This window comes from Vibrio sp. SSH13-20 (genome assembly GCF_040104475.1).
Classification (GTDB): domain Bacteria; phylum Pseudomonadota; class Gammaproteobacteria; order Enterobacterales; family Vibrionaceae; genus Vibrio; species Vibrio harveyi.
Genome location: NZ_JBECOU010000005.1, coordinates 445,345 through 464,555, shown reverse-complemented (window position 1 = coordinate 464,555; position 19,211 = coordinate 445,345). Strand labels below are relative to the sequence as shown.

Below are 19,211 nucleotides of genomic sequence, written 5' to 3'. Positions count from 1 at the left end.
CCAACACACTAAAGTAACGGACACTAAAAACAAAACGGGCTGACCATAATGGTCAGCCCGTTTTGTTTCTATCAAGCCCAAATTGAACCAAGTACATTAAGGAAAGTTCAATTTGGGCTTTTGATTACGTCAGTATTCGCGAAGTTAAAACTCGGCGAAGATGGCGAACTCGACGATCAACTTTTACGGCGTCTGGGACGCTAGTTCGAGTTGAGCGGCCGTCTTTATCTAAGCCAATATCTTTTAGCAAGTGTTCGTTAGTCCATGGAATATCATGTGAGCTACGACGAACCATACGTTGCCATTGTTTTTCTTCACGTTTTAGATCTGCTTTCAATAGCACAGTTGCTAGTTTCAGATAGATAGAGTGACGCATAACTTATTCTCCAAATTGCGATAAAGGATCGACTGGGAAAAATAGTGCGTAATTGGACAGAAAAATTCTGTTGAGACTAAGCCGCTACTTTTCCGCAGCCTAGTAAAAGAGATAGGTTACGGATTAATTTAATCTAATGAGCCAGTGGCATCCTGTTTAGTCGCATCAAAGGTTGAGCGAACAGCAGGCATACGATCAGCGCAAGCAGTGGTGTTAACAACGTAATGTTTCATCTTGCGCCTCCTAGCTAAAAATTAATCCGTGATTGATGTGGTATAACTCTTTGAGTTACGGCTAAATTGTAAGCAACGGAGGATATTTATCAAACAATTTTTATCCTTTCGATTAAAAACAAACCAATGACCTAAAATTAGGTTTCATATGGTTTTTTGAATAACATATTCAACTAAGGAATATATAAAACATCGAGTTTTATAAATAACCGAATTCTATTCACAAAAAAGGAGCACATATGCACTCCTTTTTGGGATAAGTTGTTTCGTCAGCACTTACTGATTCAAATTAGATTAAACCGTCTGCTCTGAAATCAAATTATGCTTGTTCAATAGTCGATACATGGTTGCGCGCGATACGCCAAGCTCTTTCGCTGCGTTCGATACCTGACCGGAATGTGATTCCAACACAACAAGCAATGCATCACGCTCACTCTTTTCACGAATTGACTTCAAGCTACGTTTAGAATCATTGCGTTGCGGAAGATCAAGATGATGTTCTTCAATCATTACGCTATCCGACATCAGTACAGCACGTTTGACTTGGTTCATCAACTCACGCACGTTACCTGGCCAGAAGTAACGTGTCAGTGCTTTCAGCGCATCTTCAGAAAAGCTTTTCGCCTGCGAGTTATATTCTTTTGAGAACTCTTGTAGGTAGAAGCGCGCTAATAGTGCGATATCACTTGCGCGTTCTTTCAAGCTTGGCACATTAATGCGAAGCACATTGATGTAATGGTAAAGCTCTTCATTGAAGTCACCATCAATCAGTGCTTTTTCAACATCAGAAGAGTTAGCAGCAAGAATACGAACGTTAACATTTTTCGCACCATCACGAGTTTCAATCGTGCCTTCTTGCAAGAAACGCAGAAGGTTCATCTGCTGTTCTTTAGAGATGGTCAAGATATCGTTGAAAAGCACGGTACCACCATCAGCCTGCTCAAGCAGACTTGCTTCCATATCGTCATCAGCATCAATGCCAAAGACTTCGGCTTGGAAGCGTTGCTCGTTAAGCGCGCGACAGTTAATTGATAGGAATGGCTTGTGAGAACGTGAGGATACTTTATGAATCGCACGTGCAACAGCTTCTTTACCTGTACCGCTTTCACCATAGATTAGAATACTTACATCGGTTGGACCGATACGTTTCACTTGGTCACGTAGACGTTTCATTGGGATAGATTCGCCGATCAGCCCCATGTCTAAGCTGCTACCAAAGCTTGGCCATACTTTTTTCTCTAGCTTCAACATACCAAGTTGGTGACCAATGGTACTCAATAGCTGTGCATCAGGGATTGGTGCCGTGAAAAAGTCGATACAGAAGTTCACAATGAACTGACAGATGGTATCAGTTCCGAGTTGAGATTCACGGATGAAGGCTAACCAACGAACGTGCTTGTGAGAACTCACTAAGTTCGCCAAACCATTAAGACTGAACTCGTCATGGCTAAGGTCAACTATACCAATACATGGACCAATATCTTCTAACAATGTGTTGGCTTTACGTAAATCACCCACTTGGTGACATTTCCATCCCACTTGCTCTAGCACCGAAAGCCAAGGTTCATAAGTACCGCCAACTACTACAAGCGATCCCGGAATGGAATCCATCTTAAACTGCCCAGCCATTCTCTAACCCTTATTGATTGTTCATAGAAATTTCGCGCCACAAACCCATCTTTGCGAACGGGTAACATTATCGAGACTACGCGCGCTGAAGTCTGTCTCAATATTAAGACTATGCAACAGATTGAGATTTGGCGAATGCTTATTTAGACCTCTTATATACAATCAAATGCAAACAGTTGAATTTATTCAAATTAAAGATACAAAAAAACCACCCGAAGGTGGTTTTTTCATTACTCAGCGAGGAGATTACGCTTGTGGGCGCATCGCTGGGAATAGGATCACGTCACGGATAGTGTGCGTGTTAGTCAGCAGCATAACTAGGCGGTCGATACCGATACCTTGGCCTGCTGTTGGTGGTAGACCGTGCTCTAGTGCAGTGATGTAGTCTGCATCGTAGAACATTGCTTCGTCATCACCAGACTCTTTCGCTTCCACCTGTGCTTTGAAACGCGCGTCTTGGTCTTCTGCATCGTTAAGCTCAGAGAAGCCGTTTGCTACTTCACGACCACCGATGAAGAACTCAAAGCGGTCTGTGAAGAATGGGTTGTCATCGCTACGACGAGCCAGAGGAGAGATATCCGCAGGGTAGCCAGTGATGAACGTTGGCTGCATTAGCTTAGGTTCTGCAGTTTCACCAAAGATTTCTTCAAGAAGCTGACCACATGTCCAAAAAGGTTCGACTTCAACGTGCACTGATTTCGCGATAGAAACCATTAGGTCACGGTTTTGAATGTCTTCTTCTGTTAGCGCTTGGATTTGTGCGTGGTCTGGGTTGTAGTGCTTGATTGCTTCAAACATGCTCATACGAGTGTAAGTGCCACCAAACTCAACCGTGTCATCACCGTAAGGCATTGACGTTGAACCTAGAACTTCTAGAGCGACTGAGCTTAGTAGTTCTTCAGTTAGGTCCATAAGATCTTTGTAATCCGCGTACGCCATGTAGAATTCCATCATTGTGAATTCTGGGTTGTGACGTGGAGAAAGACCTTCGTTACGGAAGTTACGGTTGATTTCGAATACGCGATCAAAACCACCAACAACTAGACGTTTCAGGTATAGCTCAGGCGCGATACGTAGGTACATTGGCATGTCTAGTGCGTTGTGGTGCGTGATAAATGGACGCGCACTCGCACCGCCAGGGATAACGTGCATCATTGGCGTTTCAACTTCCATGAACTGTTTAGAGATCATGAAGTTACGGATTGCAGACATTACTTTAGAACGTACTACGAACGCTTGACGAGAATCTTCGTTAACGATTAGGTCAACGTAACGTTGACGGTAACGCATCTCTTGGTCAGTTAGACCGTGGAACTTCTCTGGTAGTGGACGAAGTGCTTTAGTTAGCAACTCGTACTCTTCCATGTTCACGTATAGGTCGCCTTTACCTGATTTGTGCAGCGCACCTTTAACACCGATGATGTCACCGATATCAAGACCTTGGTATTTGTCTTTTAGTACTTTTTGAACCGCTTTGTCAGCGTAAGCTTGAATACGACCAGAAGTCTCTTGGATTACTAGGAATGGACCACGCTTAGCCATGATACGACCAGCGATTGCAACTACGTGGTTAAGCTCTTCTAGCTCTTCCTTCGTCTTTTCACCGAACTCTTTTTGAAGGTCGCCCGCTAGTGCGTCACGACGGAAGTCGTTTGGGTGGCCATTTGCTTTGCAGCTCTTTCGGATTTCATCCAGTTTAGCGCGGCGTTCAGCAATTAGCTTGTTTTCTTCTTGTACAGTTTCGTTTTGAACAGCATCAGTCATTTTCGATGTATCCTGTTTTTGTCGGTGAAAAGCTTTATAGACCTGATTTCAGGCTAGCTTCAATAAATTTGTCCAGATCGCCATCAAGAACCGCTTGAGTATTACGGTTTTCAACGCCCGTACGGAGGTCTTTAATGCGTGAGTCATCCAATACGTAAGAACGGATCTGGCTACCCCAGCCAATGTCAGACTTAGCGTCTTCATTAGCTTGTTTTTCCGCGTTTTGCTTTTGCAATTCAAGCTCAAATAGCTTCGCTCGAAGCTGTTTCATTGCCTGATCTTTGTTCTTATGTTGAGAACGGTCATTCTGACACTGAACCACTGTGTTCGTTGGTACGTGTGTAATACGAACCGCAGATTCGGTGGTGTTTACGTGCTGACCACCAGCACCTGACGCACGGTAAACGTCGATACGTAGGTCAGATGGGTTAATGTCGATATCAATGTTTTCATCAATCTCTGGGTAGATAAACGCAGAAGCAAATGAAGTATGACGACGACCGCCTGAATCGAATGGCGATTTACGAACTAGGCGGTGAACGCCTGTTTCTGTGCGTAGCCAGCCGTAAGCGTACTCACCAGAGATCTTCACTGTTGCGCCCTTAAGACCCGCAACTTCGCCTTCCGATACTTCGATCACCTCAGATTTGAAGCCTTTTGCTTCAGCCCAACGTAGGTACATACGTAGCATCATGTTGGTCCAGTCTTGTGCCTCTGTACCACCTGAGCCAGCTTGCAAATCAATGTAGCAATCAGAGCTGTCATGGTCACCAGAGAACATACGACGGAATTCAAGCTGTTCTAGCTTCTCTTCCAACTCAGCAAGTTCTGGTTCGATCTCGTCAAACGTTTCTTGATCTTCTTCTTCAACCGCAAGCTCAAGAAGACCTTCAACGTCCTCTACACCTTGCTCTAGTTGATCGATAGTTTCAACAACCGCTTCAAGAGATGCACGCTCTTTACCTAGTGCTTGTGCACGTTCTGGTTCGTTCCATACATCTGGTTGTTCAAGTTCTGCGTTGACTTCTTCTAGACGCTCTTTCTTAGCGTCATAGTCAAAGATACCCCCTCAGGACATTCGTGCGCTCAGACACGTCCTGTAGACGGTTTTTAATTGGATTGATTTCAAACATGTTGGCTCAACATTTTAGAATAGAATTTAACCGAGAAATTCTACTCAAAAATGTGACCGAGATACAGGAAAATTTCGGCTGGGAAATCAGATTGCAATTAGAGAGAGCACGGTCATAAAATTTTTGCCCACAAAAAGGCGACCGTACTCTAAAAGAAGTGACTTTCTAGGTCCTACTTAGCTTCAATGTGATCAATCATTAACTGTAATGATTGATTGCCGCGAAACTCATTCACATCCAACTTATACGCGAGGCGTACTGTTTTCACTGATGCATCCGGCCAACGACGCAAGTCAACATTAAATGCAATGCCATCGATCATGACGTTTGTTGGATGACCTTTGAAAAGTGGTTCTAGCATCAGCTTAAGGTGCTTCTCACCGACCAGTTTCTGGTGCAATACTTTGAACTCACCATCAAAGATAGGTTCTGGGAACGCTTGCCCAAAAGGACCACCTGAGCGCAATTGTTCAGCAACATTCATCGAGAACTCTTCGGGTTTAAGCTCGCCGTCCGACATAACCACACCTTTCAGCGCCGCTTCGTCCAGTTCTTTCTTCACGACTTCATCAAACAAACGGCTAAAGCGCTCGAAGTCTTGTTCTTTGATGGTTAAGCCTGCCGCCATCGCGTGTCCACCAAATTTGATGATCAAGCCTGGGTTTTGCGTATCGATGAAATCCAGCGCGTCACGCATGTGTAGCCCCGGAATAGAGCGACAAGAACCTTTAATTGTCCCCTCTCCGCCATCGGCAAAGGCGATAACAGGACGATGGAACTTCTCTTTAATGCGCGAAGCAAGAATACCGATAACGCCTTGGTGCCAATCACGTTGGAACAGTGCTAAACCGTAAGGCAATTCACTGTTTTCACCAAATTGAAGACGCTCACAAAAAGCCATCGCTTCTTGCTTCATCCCTTCTTCAATCTCTTTACGGGTTTGGTTCAAACCATCCAACTCACTCGCCATACGACGCGCCGCATGGATGTTGTTACACATCAGTAGTTCAACACCGAAAGACATGTCATCCAAACGACCTGCGGCATTAATACGAGGACCAAGTGCAAAGCCAAAATCAGATGCAACCAAACGACGAGCATCTCGCTTCGCGACTTCAATCAGAGCTTGAATTCCCGGGCGTGCTTTGCCTGCACGAATACGCTGCAAGCCTTGGTGCACAAGAATGCGGTTATTTTCATCCAGCGGCACAACGTCGGCGACGGTGCCGAGAGCAACCAAGTCGATCAACTCCATCAACTTAGGCTCTTGCATGCCTTGCTGCGCGAACCAATTTTGTTTACGCATGTACACACAAAGCGCCATCATCAAATAGAAAGCAACGCCAACCCCTGCCAATGCTTTCGATGGGAAAGCACAGCTGTCGAGGTTCGGGTTCACCATGGCATCCACATTCGGCAGCTCTTGCCCTGGTAAGTGATGGTCAGTAACCAGTACAGTAATGCCGTTTTCTTTGGCGTAGCGAACCCCTTCAATCGACGACACACCGTTGTCTACCGTCATAATCATCTCAGCACCCAGCTCTAACGCCTGGTCCACGACTTCAGGACTGAGGCCGTAGCCATCTTCAAAGCGGTTCGGCACCAAGTAGTCCACGTTATTACTGCCAAGCATACGTAGGGCAAGCACTGACAACGCCGAGCTAGTCGCGCCATCGGCATCAAAATCACCAACGACAATAATACGCTTTTGCTCATTAATGGCTTGGAACAACAACTCAACCGCCTGGTCAATGCCACCCAACTGTTGGTAAGAATGTAAGCCACGAGCAGAAGTCTCTAACTGTGCTACATCTGTGATACCACGGTTAATGTAGATGCGCTTGAGAATAGGTGGAATGGAATCGGGAAGAAGAGAAAGATCCGGTTCAGGACGTCGTTGAATTTCTATCATGTTTGAAAAGAGCCAACGAATACCGCTGGCTCTGCTCCTTAAAGGATTATTGTTGCTCTAAGCGTTTTAGTAGTTCAGCCGGTGGAAGGTAACCGCCTACGAGTTCACCACTTGGTAGGAAGATTGCTGGCGTACCAGAAATACCAAGTTCACGACCTAGGTTGTAGTGCGCTTGAATGGTTTCTTTGCACTGTTTTAGATCTTTCGCTGGATTGTCGAAAGTGCGCTCAACTTTTGCATTGTGCATTGCTGATTTCGGATCTTCTGCACACCAAATTGTCGCCATTTGTTCAGCAACTGGACCTGTTGCACCTTGACGAGGGTACGCCATGTAACGAACAGTAATACCCAAGTCGTTGTAACCTTGCATCTGGCTGTGTAGACGTACGCAGTAACCACACGTGATATCGGTAAATACCGTCACCACATACTTCTCGTTGTCCGCTTTGTATTCAATCACGCTATCAGATAACTTCGCGATTTTCTCTGCGTTCAATGGTGCTTGACGCTCAGCAATCACGTCTTTGTAGCCGCCGTTATCATCAATGGCGTAAAGTGTACCGGCAATAAAGTGGTTGCCATCGTTTGATGCGAACAACACACCACCATTGGTTTGGATTTCTAATAGTCCAGCAACGTCTGATGGTTGGATATCAAGAATAGACACACCCAGCTTAGAGAACTTCGCTTTTAGCGCAGCTTCATCAAAGTTCTGTTTTGCCGCTGGCGCGACTTGTTGTGCAGGAGTTTCCGTTTTTGCCTGACTTTCTTCAGCACCACAAGCGGTTACGAAAAACGGTAAAGTCAGCAGAGTTAGTCGGCGTAATACGCTCATTAAATTCACCTTAAAATAAAATCTTTTCATCCAATGAGACAAAGGATGAACCAAACCATCATTATGCTCTTGGGTGGTGTTGACTGTGGATCTGTTTCAATCGTTCAGTCGCCACGTGAGTATAAATTTGCGTTGTCGATAAGTCACTATGCCCCAACAGCATCTGTACGACCCTGAGATCTGCGCCATAGTTCAATAAGTGTGTCGCAAAAGCATGGCGCAATACGTGTGGAGACAGTTGGTCGGTATCAATACCCGCTATCACAGCGTAGTACTTGATACGGTGCCAAAAGGTCTGACGGGTCATTTGTCTCGCACGTTTACTTGGGAATACCACATCCGACGTAATCTCTCCCAATAGAGCAGACCGACCTTGCTGGATAAAAGTTTCAATCCAATCGACCGCGTTTTCTCCCATAGGAACGAGGCGTTCTTTACCACCTTTACCGGTCACGCGCACTACCCCTTGACGCAAACTGACGTTTTCCATTGTCAGACTGACCAACTCTGTCACACGCAACCCAGTCGCGTAGAGTAGCTCAAGCATGGCTTTGTCTCGCAGCTCAACGGGATCATTAGGATCTGGCGCATCAAGCAGTGCGTCCACTTGCTCTTCACTGATGTCTTTAGGCAGACGCTGAGGCAACTTTGGGCTGACCAATAGCGCACTCGGATCATCGCCGCGTACTTTTTCACGGTGAATGTATTGGAACAAGCGACGAATCGCTGACAACATACGCGCACGGGATGTCTGCTTGTAATCTAAATCAACGAGGTAACTTTGATACTCTTGCAGACCAGACAAACTGATGAAATCTAGACGGTAGCTATGTTGCTCCATCCACGCGAGCAATTTCATTAAATCATTTCGGTAGGAAGCCAACGTGTTCTCCGATAGACCACGCTCCATCCACATTGCATCTAAGAATTGTTCAACCAGACCAAAATCTTGTTGATTGACAGGCTGTTGTGCCGTCATGAACGCTTCCTTATCTGTTTATATTTACAGTATTGAGAGTAAGGCAACTGCTCAACCAATACCATAAAAAAATCATCTCCCGCGGGATATTCGCTGCAATCTTCCCCGATTTATGGTTAGAATCTGCCACAACAGCAACATAAAAAACGACGAATATAATGAAAATCGGACTCTTTTACGGCTCAACAACCTGCTACACAGAAATGGCAGCAGAGAAAATTCGCAATATCATTGGTGAAGACCTTGTCGACATTCACAACGTGAAAGAGACACCGCTGTCGCTGATGGCAGATTACGATTTACTGCTAATTGGTATCTCTACTTGGGACTTCGGTGAAATCCAAGAAGACTGGAGCGCTATCTGGGAAGATATTGCAACCACACCACTAAAAGGCAAAGTCGTAGCTTTATTCGGCTTAGGAGACCAAGAAGGCTATGGCGAGTGGTACCTTGATGCGATGGGTCTACTGCATGACGAGCTAAAAGCAACGGGCGCGCAGTTTATTGGTTACTGGCCAAACGAAGGCTATGAGTTCGAAGCATCAAAAGCACTGACAGAAGATGGCAGCCAATTTGTCGGCTTAGCGTTGGATGAAGATTCCCAGTACGAACTCAGTGATGAGCGCATCGAGAAATGGTGTGAGCAAGTCTTAGTAGAGTTCCACGACACACTTTAAGTCATACGGCATCCAGCACTTGCTAGACAACAGATAAACAAAAAGCCCGGCGAATCACTTCACCGGGCTTTTTTTGTTTTGCTAGTCAGCAATTATGCAGTTTCTTCAGTCAACTCTGGTTGTGAGGACTTAGCAATAAAGAACATGCAAACAATCGCTGCAAATGTTGGTAGAACCCAACCCATGCCCACTTCAAATAGCGGCAGCATATTGAATGCAGACACGTCTAGACCCGCAACTTTCGCAGCATCAATCAATGCAAATAACAGTGATACTAGCAGTACAGAGCGGTAAGCCACTCGTGGGTTTGGAAGCTTGCTACGTACAAACGTTAGCGCAACCAATGCTACTGCTACTGGGTATAGCGCAAACAGAACCGGAACTGATAGAGAAATTAGCTGAGACAGACCAACGTTTGCAATCAGTGCACAAGCCGCACCGTTGATAATAACCCACTGCTTGTAAGTCAGTTTCGTTTTAGAGCTGAAGAAATCTGAACATGCAGAGATAAGACCGATAGCCGTCGTCAAACATGCAAGCAATACGATGATTGAAAGTACAATCTGACCGTAAGGACCAAATAGCGCCTGAACGTATTGGCTCAGCACAGCACCACCGTTGTCTGCGCCTGCTGCAATAGTTGAACTCGTCGCACCTAGGTAGAACAATGAGATGTATACGAACGCAAGACCTGCAGCGGCAATACAGCCAGCACAGATTAGGTATTTTGTCGTTGCTGCACGCTCAGTGATGCCTTTACTGCGAAGTGCGTCCACCATTAGCATACCGAACATCAACGATGCGAACGTATCCATGGTGTTGTAGCCTTCAAGGAAGCCCTTAGTCAATGGTTGAGTTAGGTACTCGCCGTGCGCGCCCATCATTTCGCCTTGTGGGTCAATGAATACCGCAATAGCAAGAACGATAAGACCAAGGAACAGAACTGGCGTTAGCACTTTACCAATCAAATCAATCAAACGACCTTGGAACCAAGCGAAGATCATAGCCACCGCAAAGAACAAGATTGAGAATGATGTTAGATGCGCTTGAGAGGCATCTAGGAAGAATGGTTTCACTGCCATTTCATATGCTACAAGACCTGTACGAGGTGCAGCAAATGCAGGACCAATGATGATGAAGATCAACGCCGCCATCAGCACTGCTGCTTTCTTAGGAAGATCTTGAGTCAAGTGATCCCAAGAGCCGCCTGCCACAGCAATAGCAACGATAGTAATAAGAGGTAGACCTACCGCTGTTAGCAAGAAACCGAACATTGCTGGCATCAGGTGATCACCGGCTAGCTGACCCGCTAGTGGTGGGAAAATGATGTTGCCAGCACCCAAAAAGAACGCAAATAGCATAAAGCCTACTGCGATAATATCTGTTAGTTTTAACGTCTGCTTCACAGATAACCCTTTTTCTCTAATTGATGAATGTTGTGTATGCATCGACCACTTTTTTGTATACCCAAAGTTAATGAGTACCTGTGGTTCAATCTATAAATTTCCGCCGCATAATGACGAAGTACCCATCATTTGGCAACCTTTAAGAAAAAAACACCATATTAATTTAGTTCGCCAACTTAAAAGCAGTGAATATCACTACCTATAGATTTGAGACCAGTTCATTATCTCGATCAAATTGAAATACAATTTAATAACCAACAAGATAACAATCTATACAATTAAGAAACAATAGAGAAATTAACTCTATTATTGAGTAAAAATAAAACAATCATGAAGAGCGAAAAATTTCAGACTAAGGACTTCAAGTTCAAGCAGTTTTCGATTCACGGCGGTGAAAGTGGCATGCCCGTCAGCACTGATGGTGTGATGCTTGGCGCTTGGGCAAATTGCTCACCACAGAGTAAAATTTTGGACATTGGTACAGGCACGGGCTTGCTAGCACTAATGTGTGCACAGCGATTTCCTGCCGCACAGATCACCGCTCTTGATATTGAAACATCAGCGGTAGAAGCAGCGCAGCAAAACTTCACCCTATCCTCTTGGTCCGACAGGCTTCACATCCACCACGCTGATGTATTGCAGTTTGAACCAACACATCGCTTCGAGCACATCATCTGTAATCCGCCCTACTTCAACAGTGGTGAGCAATCGAAGCAAAGCCAACGTGCAACTGCTCGACACACGGATACTTTGCAACACGCTTCATTACTTAAACGCTGTAATGAACTACTCGAAGAAGACGGTACTGCCAGTTTTGTTCTGCCGATTACAGAAGGCGAATTGTTTATTGCCATGGCTAAACAGCAAGGATGGTTCTTATCGCGCATCTGTCGCGTGCAACCATCACAGAAAAAGCCAGTCCACCGTTTACTGTTTGAATTAGCCAAACAAGCTTGTGATACTCAAGAAACGCACTTGATCATTCACTCAAACGAGGGTTATAGCGACGACTTTACTCAGCTAACTCGCGAGTTTTATCTTAAGATGTGAAATAACATGTGATCCTTGTCACCAATCACTTTATAATGTGCGACCTTTTTATATTCTATGCTGCTGTGGCGAACCATTAACCAAGCTTTGCTTGTGGAGAACTCATTGTGATCAGAACCTTTGCTGAACTTGATCTAGACCAAAACCTACTTGAAGCCATTGACGAGATGGGCTACGAACGCCCAACTAAAATTCAGGCAGAAGCGATTCCACAAGCGTTAGATGGTCGTGACATTCTAGCGTCAGCACCAACTGGTACTGGTAAAACGGCAGCATTCGTCCTGCCAGCACTGCAATACCTGCAAGATTTCCCACGTCGTAAACCGGGACCTGCACGTATTCTGATCCTAACCCCAACTCGTGAACTTGCGATGCAGGTAGCGGATCAAGCTCGTGCTTTAGCGAAAAACACCAAGCTAAACATCTTCACCATCACTGGTGGTGTTCAATACCAAGAGCACGCAGATATCCTAGCAACGACGCAAGATATCGTGGTAGCAACACCAGGTCGTCTACGTGAATACATTGACGCAGAACGTTTTGACTGTCGTGCGATTGAATGGCTAATCCTTGATGAAGCAGACCGCATGCTAGACATGGGCTTTGCTCCAACTGTTGACCGTCTGTCTAACGAATGTCGCTGGCGCAAACAAACCCTTCTGTTCTCAGCAACACTAGAAGGCAAAGGCGTAGAGGGTTTCACAGCAGACCTACTGAACGAACCAGCAGAGATCGACGCAAAATCACCACTACGTGAGCGTAAGAAGATCGCACAGTGGTACCATCGTGCTGATGACGCAGAGCATAAACTTGCCCTACTAAAACACATCATCACAGAGCAAGCAGAACGCACTATCGTATTCTTGAAGACTCGCGAGCGTTTAGCAGAGCTTCGTGCCCAGTTAGAGAGCGCACAGATTCCATGTTCTTGGATTCAAGGCGAAATGCCTCAAGATCGTCGTAACAACGCGATTTCTCGCTTCCGTGAAGGCACTGTAAACGTGCTATTAGCGACAGACGTAGCGGCACGCGGTATCGACCTTCCTGACGTATCACACGTAATCAACTACGATATGCCACGCACGGCAGACGTGTACCTTCACCGCATTGGTCGTACGGCTCGTGCAGGTAAGAAAGGTAATGCTATCTCAATCGTAGAAGCGCACGACCAACCAATGATGGATCGCGTCGCTCGTTACGTGAAAGAAGACATCAAAGAACGTTTCGTGAAAGAGATGCGCCCTAAACACAAAAAGCCTGTGTTTAAGAAGAAAAAGAAAAAAGACGACAAGAAGAAAGTAGCGAAAAAGAAAACCGCTAAGAAGAAGTAATCACGTCTGATTGATTTCAAATCTAAAAGAGCCGCAATCGCGGCTCTTTTTGTTTTTCATCTATAGTTGATGAGCAGGCAAGGTTTTGTCTTCATAGGCATCAGCGAAGCCATGGTTACGGTCACGGTGCCCCGCTTCATCCTCTCGAATACGCAAAATCACATCTCTTAGCATCGCATCAGTTGGCAGCTTGTAGTAATCAATCGCCAGAGTCGGGGCTGGTACGTTCTCCACTTCCCCGCTATCAATTTTCTCTAGGTACTCAGTGTAGCTGTTACACGCTTCTTCTTCGAAGTAACCAACAACACGGTGAGCGATTTTAGAAGACAGCAGATAGATGAAGCTGTACACAACAATGAAAACACCTTGTCCCAGCAACACCAACAAACGCTCAACCAAACTTGGCTTGGCAATATCGAGGAAAATCATCAGGTGCATGCGCTCGTTCTCAGCCTCATCGAGAAGTTCTCGGATCCAGCCTTCATCATCTTTCATTCGGCGTAGCGCTTTCAAGTGATTGAACATCCCAGCAACCATACCCGGCACGGCTGCGATGGTTTCGAGAATTACCGCTCGTTTCGCGTATTTCTTGCCATAAAAGATGTTCAGAGTGAATTTCAGCAATTTGGTAATGCGCAGTGCAACGTACTCCGATAACTTAGAGGCTTTTTTGTGTGTGAGCTTGAAGTCTGACATAGGAGAACTCCTTATTTTTAAAGTTGTATTTAAAATACAACTTTAAACCTTATCACTCAACTATTTTTTAATATATAAACTTTTCATGTAAAAATTCAATTAAGATCAGATCGAATAGGCATAAAAAAAGCCGGATAACTATCCGGCTTTTTGGCGTACTTTATTTCGCTGAATCATCAACTCGCGATTGACTGACTTCAATCAGTTTTGCTCTTCTCGTTTGAACACTAAGTCTGTTGGTGTCGACTCTTCTTCAACGAAGTAGTAACCCGCAACATCAAACTTAGTGAGGTCAGCAACGCTTTCGATACGGTTTTCGATGATGTAGCGAGCCATCATGCCGCGCGCTTTCTTCGCGTAAAAGCTGATCACCTTATATTGACCATTCTTACAGTCTTTGAAGATAGGCGTGATCACTTGTGCATCCAAGTTCTTTGGCTTCACCGCTTTGAAATATTCATTTGATGCAAGGTTAATCAATACGTTGTCGCCTTGCGCAGCAATCGCTTCATTCAGCTTATCGGTAATGACATTACCCCAGAACTGGTAAAGGTTAGATCCCTTGTCGTTCGCCAGCTTAGTGCCCATCTCAAGGCGGTATGGCTGCATTAAATCGAGTGGCTTAAGCAGACCGTATAGACCAGATAGCATTCTTAGGTGATCTTGAGCGTAGTCGAAATCAGCGTCAGAAAGGGTTTCCGCTTCAAGACCTGTGTACACATCGCCTTTAAATGCCAAAATGGCTTGGCGTGCATTATCTGTGGTGAAAGTTTCACTCCACTCTTGGAAACGGCCAACGTTCAAATCCGCGATTTTGTCGCTCACTTTCATCAGTGATGCAACATCGGCAGGTGTTAATTTGCGGCATACCTCGATCAGCGCTTTTGAATAGCTAACCAAGTCAGGTTGAGTAAACTTCTCGGTCGCGAGTGGTGATTCGTAATCGAGCGTTTTAGCTGGAGAAACTACGATGAGCATGACTTTAACTTCCCTAATTCTATTTTCCATTTAGAGTACAAAAAAAGCCATGCATTGTCTGCATGGCTTTTTGAATCGTGTTGATAGCTTTCAACAATGATTGGCAGTGAACATCACTTAGTCTTCTTTTTTCGTGTTGTCCCAAATGCCATCTTCTAGCTGAGACTTCAGCTCAGGGAAGTCATTTGCATCAAACGTCGGCACTTTACCTTCGCTTAGCTGGCGGTTGTAGTCTTTCGCCAGTTTAATCACGATACCAGATAGCAATAGAATCGCCACCAAGTTCACTATCGCCATCAAACCCATTGATACGTCAGCCAGTGACCAAACCACAGGTAGTGATGCTAGCGCACCGAACATAACCATACCCAATACAATGATACGGAAGATGCCTAGACCTGCTTTGTGGTTGTGCTCTAGGAAGATTAGATTCGTTTCAGCGTATGAGTAGTTCGCAATAATCGAAGTAAATGCGAAGAAGAAGATCGCAACAGCAACAAAGATGCTGCCCCAATCACCAACTTGTGAGCTCAATGCACGCTGAGTTAGCTCAATACCGGTCACTTCCGTTGCTTGACCAACGTACTCACCTGACATAAGGATGATAGCCACTGTCGCAGAACAGATAACAATCGTATCCATGAATACGCCTAGCATCTGAACGTAACCTTGAGATGCAGGGTGCGGTGGATAAGGGGTTGCAGATGCTGCTGCATTTGGTGCAGAACCCATACCAGCTTCGTTCGAGAACAGACCGCGTTTGATACCGTTGATCATCGCTTGTGCGATTGCGTAACCAAGACCACCCGCAGCTGCTTCTTGCAGACCAAATGCGCTCTTGAAGATAAGCATTAGCACATCTGGTAGTTTGTCTAGGTTAGAGAACATCACAAACAACGCTAGTAGTAAGTATGCTAGTGCCATCACTGGAACAATCAGTTCAGCTACTTTCGCAATACGCTTAATACCACCAAAGATAACGACGGCTGACAGTGCTACAACAGCAATACCAACATAAAGGTCATTCCAACCAAATGCAGTGCTCATTGCGTTTGCAATTGAGTTTGCTTGAACGGCATTGAATACCAAACCAAAAGCGATGATTAGGAAAATCGAGAACAGCACGCCCATCCAGCGCATGCCCAAACCTTTTTCCATGTAGTAAGCAGGACCACCGCGGTAGTTGCCATCATCATCTTTGGTTTTGTATAGCTGCGCTAACGTACTTTCCGCAAACGACGTCGCCATACCAAGCATTGCAATCAACCACATCCAGAAGATTGCACCAGGACCACCTGCTGTCAAAGCAACAGCAACACCCGCCATGTTACCTGTACCTACACGTGCAGCAAGACTAGTACAAAGCGCTTGGAAAGAAGAAATACCAGCTTTGTCTGCTTTACGGCTGTTCTTCAGAACAGAGAACATGTGGCCGAAATGACGGAATTGAATGAATCCCAATCGAACGGTGAAGTAGATTCCTACACCAACAAGAAGATAAACCAGAATCGAACCCCAAAGGAGATCGTTCATCAAATTGATTAAGTCTGTCATGTGTACCTCAAAGTGAGTTGCGCCGGTCTTTGCTTCCAAGCCATCCACCAGATTGCCTGCTAAGTGTCAAAGTGTGCTTAGCTTTTTGAGTAATGTTTATTGCGCAATCTAGAATCGTAAACGTCGCTTCATGCATCCATTTTACGTACCAGCGTATTTTTTGACGGGCGGATAATGCAGCCTCGAAAAGCAAAAATCAATATGCAACAAGTAAAATAACCTTGTTATTTTTCACTAGAAAGTCACCAAAAGTTAACATAAAAGGAAAACTTAACGCTCACAAACAGCAACATCTTGTTTATCAAATCTCAACATAAATAGCCCTTCCATCATTAACAAAACGCAATACTATTTATTTTTGATGAGGCTAGTTATCACAAGGTATCTGAGAAAAATTTCTTACTCCGCTTTGTTACGATTGGATACATTTTAATCAAAGCGATGCTATGCAACCTTAGTATTCAAAAATTGAGTAAAATGAGCCCTTCGAATTAACATACCAAATCTCTTCATTTAATCGTTTTCGTGAGTTCGTTCGCTTATTTTTTGTCCACTTCAGATATGTGCAAAATGTGATTCTGTGAGTATTTTTACGCGAAAATGTCATGTTACCGACACAAATGCGAAATATATCATGGTTATTCTCACGCCTATTGTGGTACTTAAAAAGCTCCACAAGGACTGGATATAACAGTTTAGATAGAAAAAGGTAAAGGTGGCTTATGGAAGGCTTTCAACTCGATGACCTATTTGGTCTGGATACTACCTCAACAACCAAGTCTCGCTCAAAACCAGTGAAGCGTAAGTGGCGAGAAATCGAAGAAATGAACGATAGACGCAATTTGCTCAAAGAGCTGCGCGAACTCGATGTCTGCAACGACATCACTCTGGATGACATCAAACTATAATTCGCACAAAAGGCACCTCAATGGTGCCTTTTGTCATTTATAGAGAGGACAAAAGTGGGTGATTTTCATGCTGATTTTATTGGCATGACGCCCATTCTTATCTATTGAGAATTTCCCTCAGTTTTCACTCATATTTTAAACGAGACAATTTCTAAACAATTCCCATCAGACAAGAAAATGACGAAACAAACTACGCACACGCAATCGATTACTTCGTCATTTTTATGTTTTAGACAAACTCAGCGTCGTTCTGACGCACTCGATCAGCAAGTTGCTTGTAGCGATCTGCAATAGTATTACCAAACACAGGATCGTCCTCGTTCTCATGCCATAGGCTTTCAACATATTGCCAGTCTTGCGAAGTGAACAACTCTTCAATTAGAGGTAAGATTTGGCGCTCTTCTAACTCGAGGTGGCGCTTTTGCGTCACGATGAAGTCTTCAAGCTGAGCAACGAACATATCTTGAGGGACAACAGCATCCTGCAAAATCATCTCAATCAACATTGAAAACGCTTTGGTTTTGTCCGCCAGATCTTGATGTTCCTGTTCCAAGTTTTCCATGGTCTTTTGCTGACCATAATGCTCTAGGAAGTAGCGATAGAGAATGTCTTCTTTAGGATGGTGAATTTTTTCTGAATGGTTAGAAAGATAATCCACGATCTCACTCACCAACGCATAGTTGATGGCGCGTTCTTGTTTAATCTCATTCAATTTGTGGCGCAGTATTGCCAGCAGACGGACCATATAGCCGTGTTCGCGTCGAATTCTTTCGATCATCATAGCGTCTCTCCTTAACACCTACTTTTAATAAGTGTATATGAGAAAGCGAAAACCTGACTCGACGGTGTTCAAAAAAACAGCGATCGTGATGTCACGATCGCTGTACTGATTGCTCTCTCCTTATATAAGAGGAAAGTGCACTTTACACCGCCATTGGTAGGTGCCAATTGATGACCTCTTTGCCTTGCTGAGAGAGGATCTGGTTCGCTTGTGAAAATGGTTTGCTACCAAAGAAACCTCGGTGAGCAGACAACGGTGATGGATGCGGTGCCGTTAACACATAGTGTTTGTTACGATCGATAAAGCGACCTTTCTTCTGCGCGTGTGAGCCCCACAGCAGGAACACCACACCTTTTTGATGCTGGTTAATGGCTTCAATTACGCGGTCAGTAAAGGTTTCCCAGCCCGTTTTTGAGTGCGAGTGTGCTTTGCCCTGCTCTACCGTCAATACGGTATTTAGTAGCAACACACCTTGCTCTGCCCAGCTTTGCAAAAAACCATGTTGAGGAATTTGAAAACCTTCGATATCTTGCGCCAACTCTTTGTACATATTCACCAAAGACGGTGGCGTTTTAATGCCGGGCAACACAGAGAAACACAAACCATGCGCTTGATTAGGACCGTGGTAAGGATCTTGCCCCAGAATCACTACCTTAACGTCTTTGAACTCGGTAAAACGAAAAGCGTTAAATACATCTTTGGCTGGCGGATAAATGGCTTTGCCTGCCGCTCGTTCTGCTTCAACAAAATTCAAAGTATCGACAAAGTAGCTCTGCTGTTTTTCTTCGCCGATCACATCGTGCCAAGTGGGTAACTGATTCATGGAAAGTTCCTGTCCTAAAGTTTCCCTCTATTCTAACGAGCGAAACCCAAACAAACAAAAACTTACCACCAGCTTGAGACGGCTTTTCAAAAACTGACGCGCAGACAGCTGGTGTTAATCCATGCTGGTTTGGCTAAAACCAAAGT

17 protein-coding genes are annotated in these 19,211 nt (G+C 44.8%); 4 read left to right on the top strand and 13 right to left on the bottom strand.

Annotated elements, in window-relative coordinates; genetic code table 11:
* Nucleotides 1-124: 124 nt before the first annotated feature.
* From ABMY42_RS17245 to xerD, 7 genes are all read right to left on the bottom strand, one after another.
* Nucleotides 125-376, bottom strand: coding sequence for a hypothetical protein (locus ABMY42_RS17245; protein WP_005447902.1), 252 nt, complete (start codon nucleotides 374-376; stop codon nucleotides 125-127).
* A gap of 527 nt (nucleotides 377-903) precedes the next feature.
* Nucleotides 904-2,238, bottom strand: coding sequence for a cyclic-di-GMP-binding transcriptional regulator VpsR (vpsR, locus tag ABMY42_RS17240; protein WP_005447897.1), 1,335 nt, complete (start codon nucleotides 2,236-2,238; stop codon nucleotides 904-906).
* Between the two features lie 246 nt (nucleotides 2,239-2,484).
* Nucleotides 2,485-4,002, bottom strand: a complete 1,518-nt coding sequence (gene lysS / locus ABMY42_RS17235; RefSeq protein WP_005447896.1) for a lysine--tRNA ligase — start codon at nucleotides 4,000-4,002, stop codon at nucleotides 2,485-2,487.
* A gap of 34 nt (nucleotides 4,003-4,036) precedes the next feature.
* Nucleotides 4,037-5,135 (bottom strand): peptide chain release factor 2 gene (prfB, locus tag ABMY42_RS17230; RefSeq protein WP_100208484.1). Its coding sequence is split into 2 segments (ribosomal slippage): nucleotides 4,037-5,059 and nucleotides 5,061-5,135, totalling 1,098 coding nucleotides; the frame shifts between segments, so codons are not numbered across the junction.
* Between the two features lie 172 nt (nucleotides 5,136-5,307).
* A complete protein-coding gene (recJ, locus tag ABMY42_RS17225; RefSeq protein ID WP_005447894.1) occupies nucleotides 5,308-7,047 on the bottom strand; it encodes a single-stranded-DNA-specific exonuclease RecJ in 1,740 nt (579 codons plus the stop codon).
* Nucleotides 7,048-7,093: 46 nt separating this feature from the next.
* A complete protein-coding gene (gene dsbC / locus ABMY42_RS17220) occupies nucleotides 7,094-7,882 on the bottom strand; it encodes a bifunctional protein-disulfide isomerase/oxidoreductase DsbC (protein ID WP_026000319.1) in 789 nt (262 codons plus the stop codon).
* A 61-nt stretch (nucleotides 7,883-7,943) separates the two neighbouring features.
* Nucleotides 7,944-8,861: a site-specific tyrosine recombinase XerD gene (xerD, locus tag ABMY42_RS17215; protein WP_349266573.1), complete on the bottom strand. Its 918-nt coding sequence runs from the start codon at nucleotides 8,859-8,861 to the stop codon at nucleotides 7,944-7,946.
* Nucleotides 8,862-9,019: 158 nt separating this feature from the next.
* Here xerD and fldB point away from each other — a divergent pair, with 158 nt between their 5' ends.
* Nucleotides 9,020-9,538, top strand: coding sequence for a flavodoxin FldB (fldB, locus tag ABMY42_RS17210; RefSeq protein ID WP_005447890.1), 519 nt, complete (start codon nucleotides 9,020-9,022; stop codon nucleotides 9,536-9,538).
* Nucleotides 9,539-9,630: 92 nt separating this feature from the next.
* Here fldB and brnQ read toward each other — a convergent pair whose 3' ends face one another.
* Complete coding sequence (brnQ, locus tag ABMY42_RS17205) at nucleotides 9,631-10,944, bottom strand: branched-chain amino acid transport system II carrier protein (RefSeq protein WP_009697628.1); 1,314 nt, start codon at nucleotides 10,942-10,944, stop codon at nucleotides 9,631-9,633.
* A 330-nt stretch (nucleotides 10,945-11,274) separates the two neighbouring features.
* On the opposite strand from brnQ, the gene ABMY42_RS17200 reads away from it, so the two are divergent.
* Together ABMY42_RS17200 and srmB are read left to right on the top strand one after the other, a co-directional pair.
* Complete coding sequence (locus tag ABMY42_RS17200; RefSeq protein ID WP_009700497.1) at nucleotides 11,275-11,994, top strand: tRNA1(Val) (adenine(37)-N6)-methyltransferase; 720 nt, start codon at nucleotides 11,275-11,277, stop codon at nucleotides 11,992-11,994.
* 107 nt (nucleotides 11,995-12,101) lie between these two features.
* Nucleotides 12,102-13,325, top strand: a complete 1,224-nt coding sequence (srmB, locus tag ABMY42_RS17195) for an ATP-dependent RNA helicase SrmB (RefSeq protein ID WP_005447883.1) — start codon at nucleotides 12,102-12,104, stop codon at nucleotides 13,323-13,325.
* Between the two features lie 60 nt (nucleotides 13,326-13,385).
* Here the strand turns inward: srmB and ABMY42_RS17190 are convergent, their stop codons facing one another.
* From ABMY42_RS17190 to ABMY42_RS17180, 3 genes are all read right to left on the bottom strand, one after another.
* Nucleotides 13,386-14,021, bottom strand: coding sequence for an alternative oxidase (locus ABMY42_RS17190; RefSeq protein ID WP_005447882.1), 636 nt, complete (start codon nucleotides 14,019-14,021; stop codon nucleotides 13,386-13,388).
* Between the two features lie 201 nt (nucleotides 14,022-14,222).
* Complete coding sequence (yaaA, locus tag ABMY42_RS17185; RefSeq protein WP_005447880.1) at nucleotides 14,223-14,999, bottom strand: peroxide stress protein YaaA; 777 nt, start codon at nucleotides 14,997-14,999, stop codon at nucleotides 14,223-14,225.
* Between the two features lie 117 nt (nucleotides 15,000-15,116).
* A complete protein-coding gene (locus tag ABMY42_RS17180; protein WP_005447878.1) occupies nucleotides 15,117-16,553 on the bottom strand; it encodes a sodium:alanine symporter family protein in 1,437 nt (478 codons plus the stop codon).
* Nucleotides 16,554-17,275: 722 nt separating this feature from the next.
* Here ABMY42_RS17180 and ABMY42_RS17175 point away from each other — a divergent pair.
* Nucleotides 17,276-17,461: a DUF3545 family protein gene (locus ABMY42_RS17175; RefSeq protein ID WP_005447876.1), complete on the top strand. Its 186-nt coding sequence runs from the start codon at nucleotides 17,276-17,278 to the stop codon at nucleotides 17,459-17,461.
* 229 nt (nucleotides 17,462-17,690) lie between these two features.
* On the opposite strand, the gene ABMY42_RS17170 is transcribed toward ABMY42_RS17175, so the two are convergent.
* A complete protein-coding gene (locus ABMY42_RS17170) occupies nucleotides 17,691-18,242 on the bottom strand; it encodes a hemerythrin domain-containing protein (protein WP_005447874.1) in 552 nt (183 codons plus the stop codon).
* Nucleotides 18,243-18,384: 142 nt separating this feature from the next.
* A complete protein-coding gene (gene ung, locus ABMY42_RS17165; protein ID WP_272759204.1) occupies nucleotides 18,385-19,065 on the bottom strand; it encodes a uracil-DNA glycosylase in 681 nt (226 codons plus the stop codon).
* Nucleotides 19,066-19,211 lie beyond the last annotated feature (146 nt).

Excerpts from the sequence above, each read along its gene's own strand:
- ABMY42_RS17245 (WP_005447902.1), bottom strand. The coding sequence starts at position 376 with ATGCGTCACTCTATCTATCTGAAACTAGCAACTGTGCTATTGAAAGCA.
- vpsR (WP_005447897.1), bottom strand. The coding sequence starts at position 2,238 with ATGGCTGGGCAGTTTAAGATGGATTCCATTCCGGGATCGCTTGTAGTA.
- lysS (WP_005447896.1), bottom strand. The coding sequence starts at position 4,002 with ATGACTGATGCTGTTCAAAACGAAACTGTACAAGAAGAAAACAAGCTA.
- recJ (WP_005447894.1), bottom strand. The coding sequence starts at position 7,047 with ATGATAGAAATTCAACGACGTCCTGAACCGGATCTTTCTCTTCTTCCC.
- dsbC (WP_026000319.1), bottom strand. The coding sequence starts at position 7,882 with ATGAGCGTATTACGCCGACTAACTCTGCTGACTTTACCGTTTTTCGTA.
- xerD (WP_349266573.1), bottom strand. The coding sequence starts at position 8,861 with ATGACGGCACAACAGCCTGTCAATCAACAAGATTTTGGTCTGGTTGAA.
- fldB (WP_005447890.1), top strand. The coding sequence starts at position 9,020 with ATGAAAATCGGACTCTTTTACGGCTCAACAACCTGCTACACAGAAATG.
- ABMY42_RS17200 (WP_009700497.1), top strand. The coding sequence starts at position 11,275 with ATGAAGAGCGAAAAATTTCAGACTAAGGACTTCAAGTTCAAGCAGTTT.
- ABMY42_RS17190 (WP_005447882.1), bottom strand. The coding sequence starts at position 14,021 with ATGTCAGACTTCAAGCTCACACACAAAAAAGCCTCTAAGTTATCGGAG.
- yaaA (WP_005447880.1), bottom strand. The coding sequence starts at position 14,999 with ATGCTCATCGTAGTTTCTCCAGCTAAAACGCTCGATTACGAATCACCA.
- ABMY42_RS17180 (WP_005447878.1), bottom strand. The coding sequence starts at position 16,553 with ATGACAGACTTAATCAATTTGATGAACGATCTCCTTTGGGGTTCGATT.
- ABMY42_RS17175 (WP_005447876.1), top strand. The coding sequence starts at position 17,276 with ATGGAAGGCTTTCAACTCGATGACCTATTTGGTCTGGATACTACCTCA.
- ABMY42_RS17170 (WP_005447874.1), bottom strand. The coding sequence starts at position 18,242 with ATGATGATCGAAAGAATTCGACGCGAACACGGCTATATGGTCCGTCTG.
- ung (WP_272759204.1), bottom strand. The coding sequence starts at position 19,065 with ATGAATCAGTTACCCACTTGGCACGATGTGATCGGCGAAGAAAAACAG.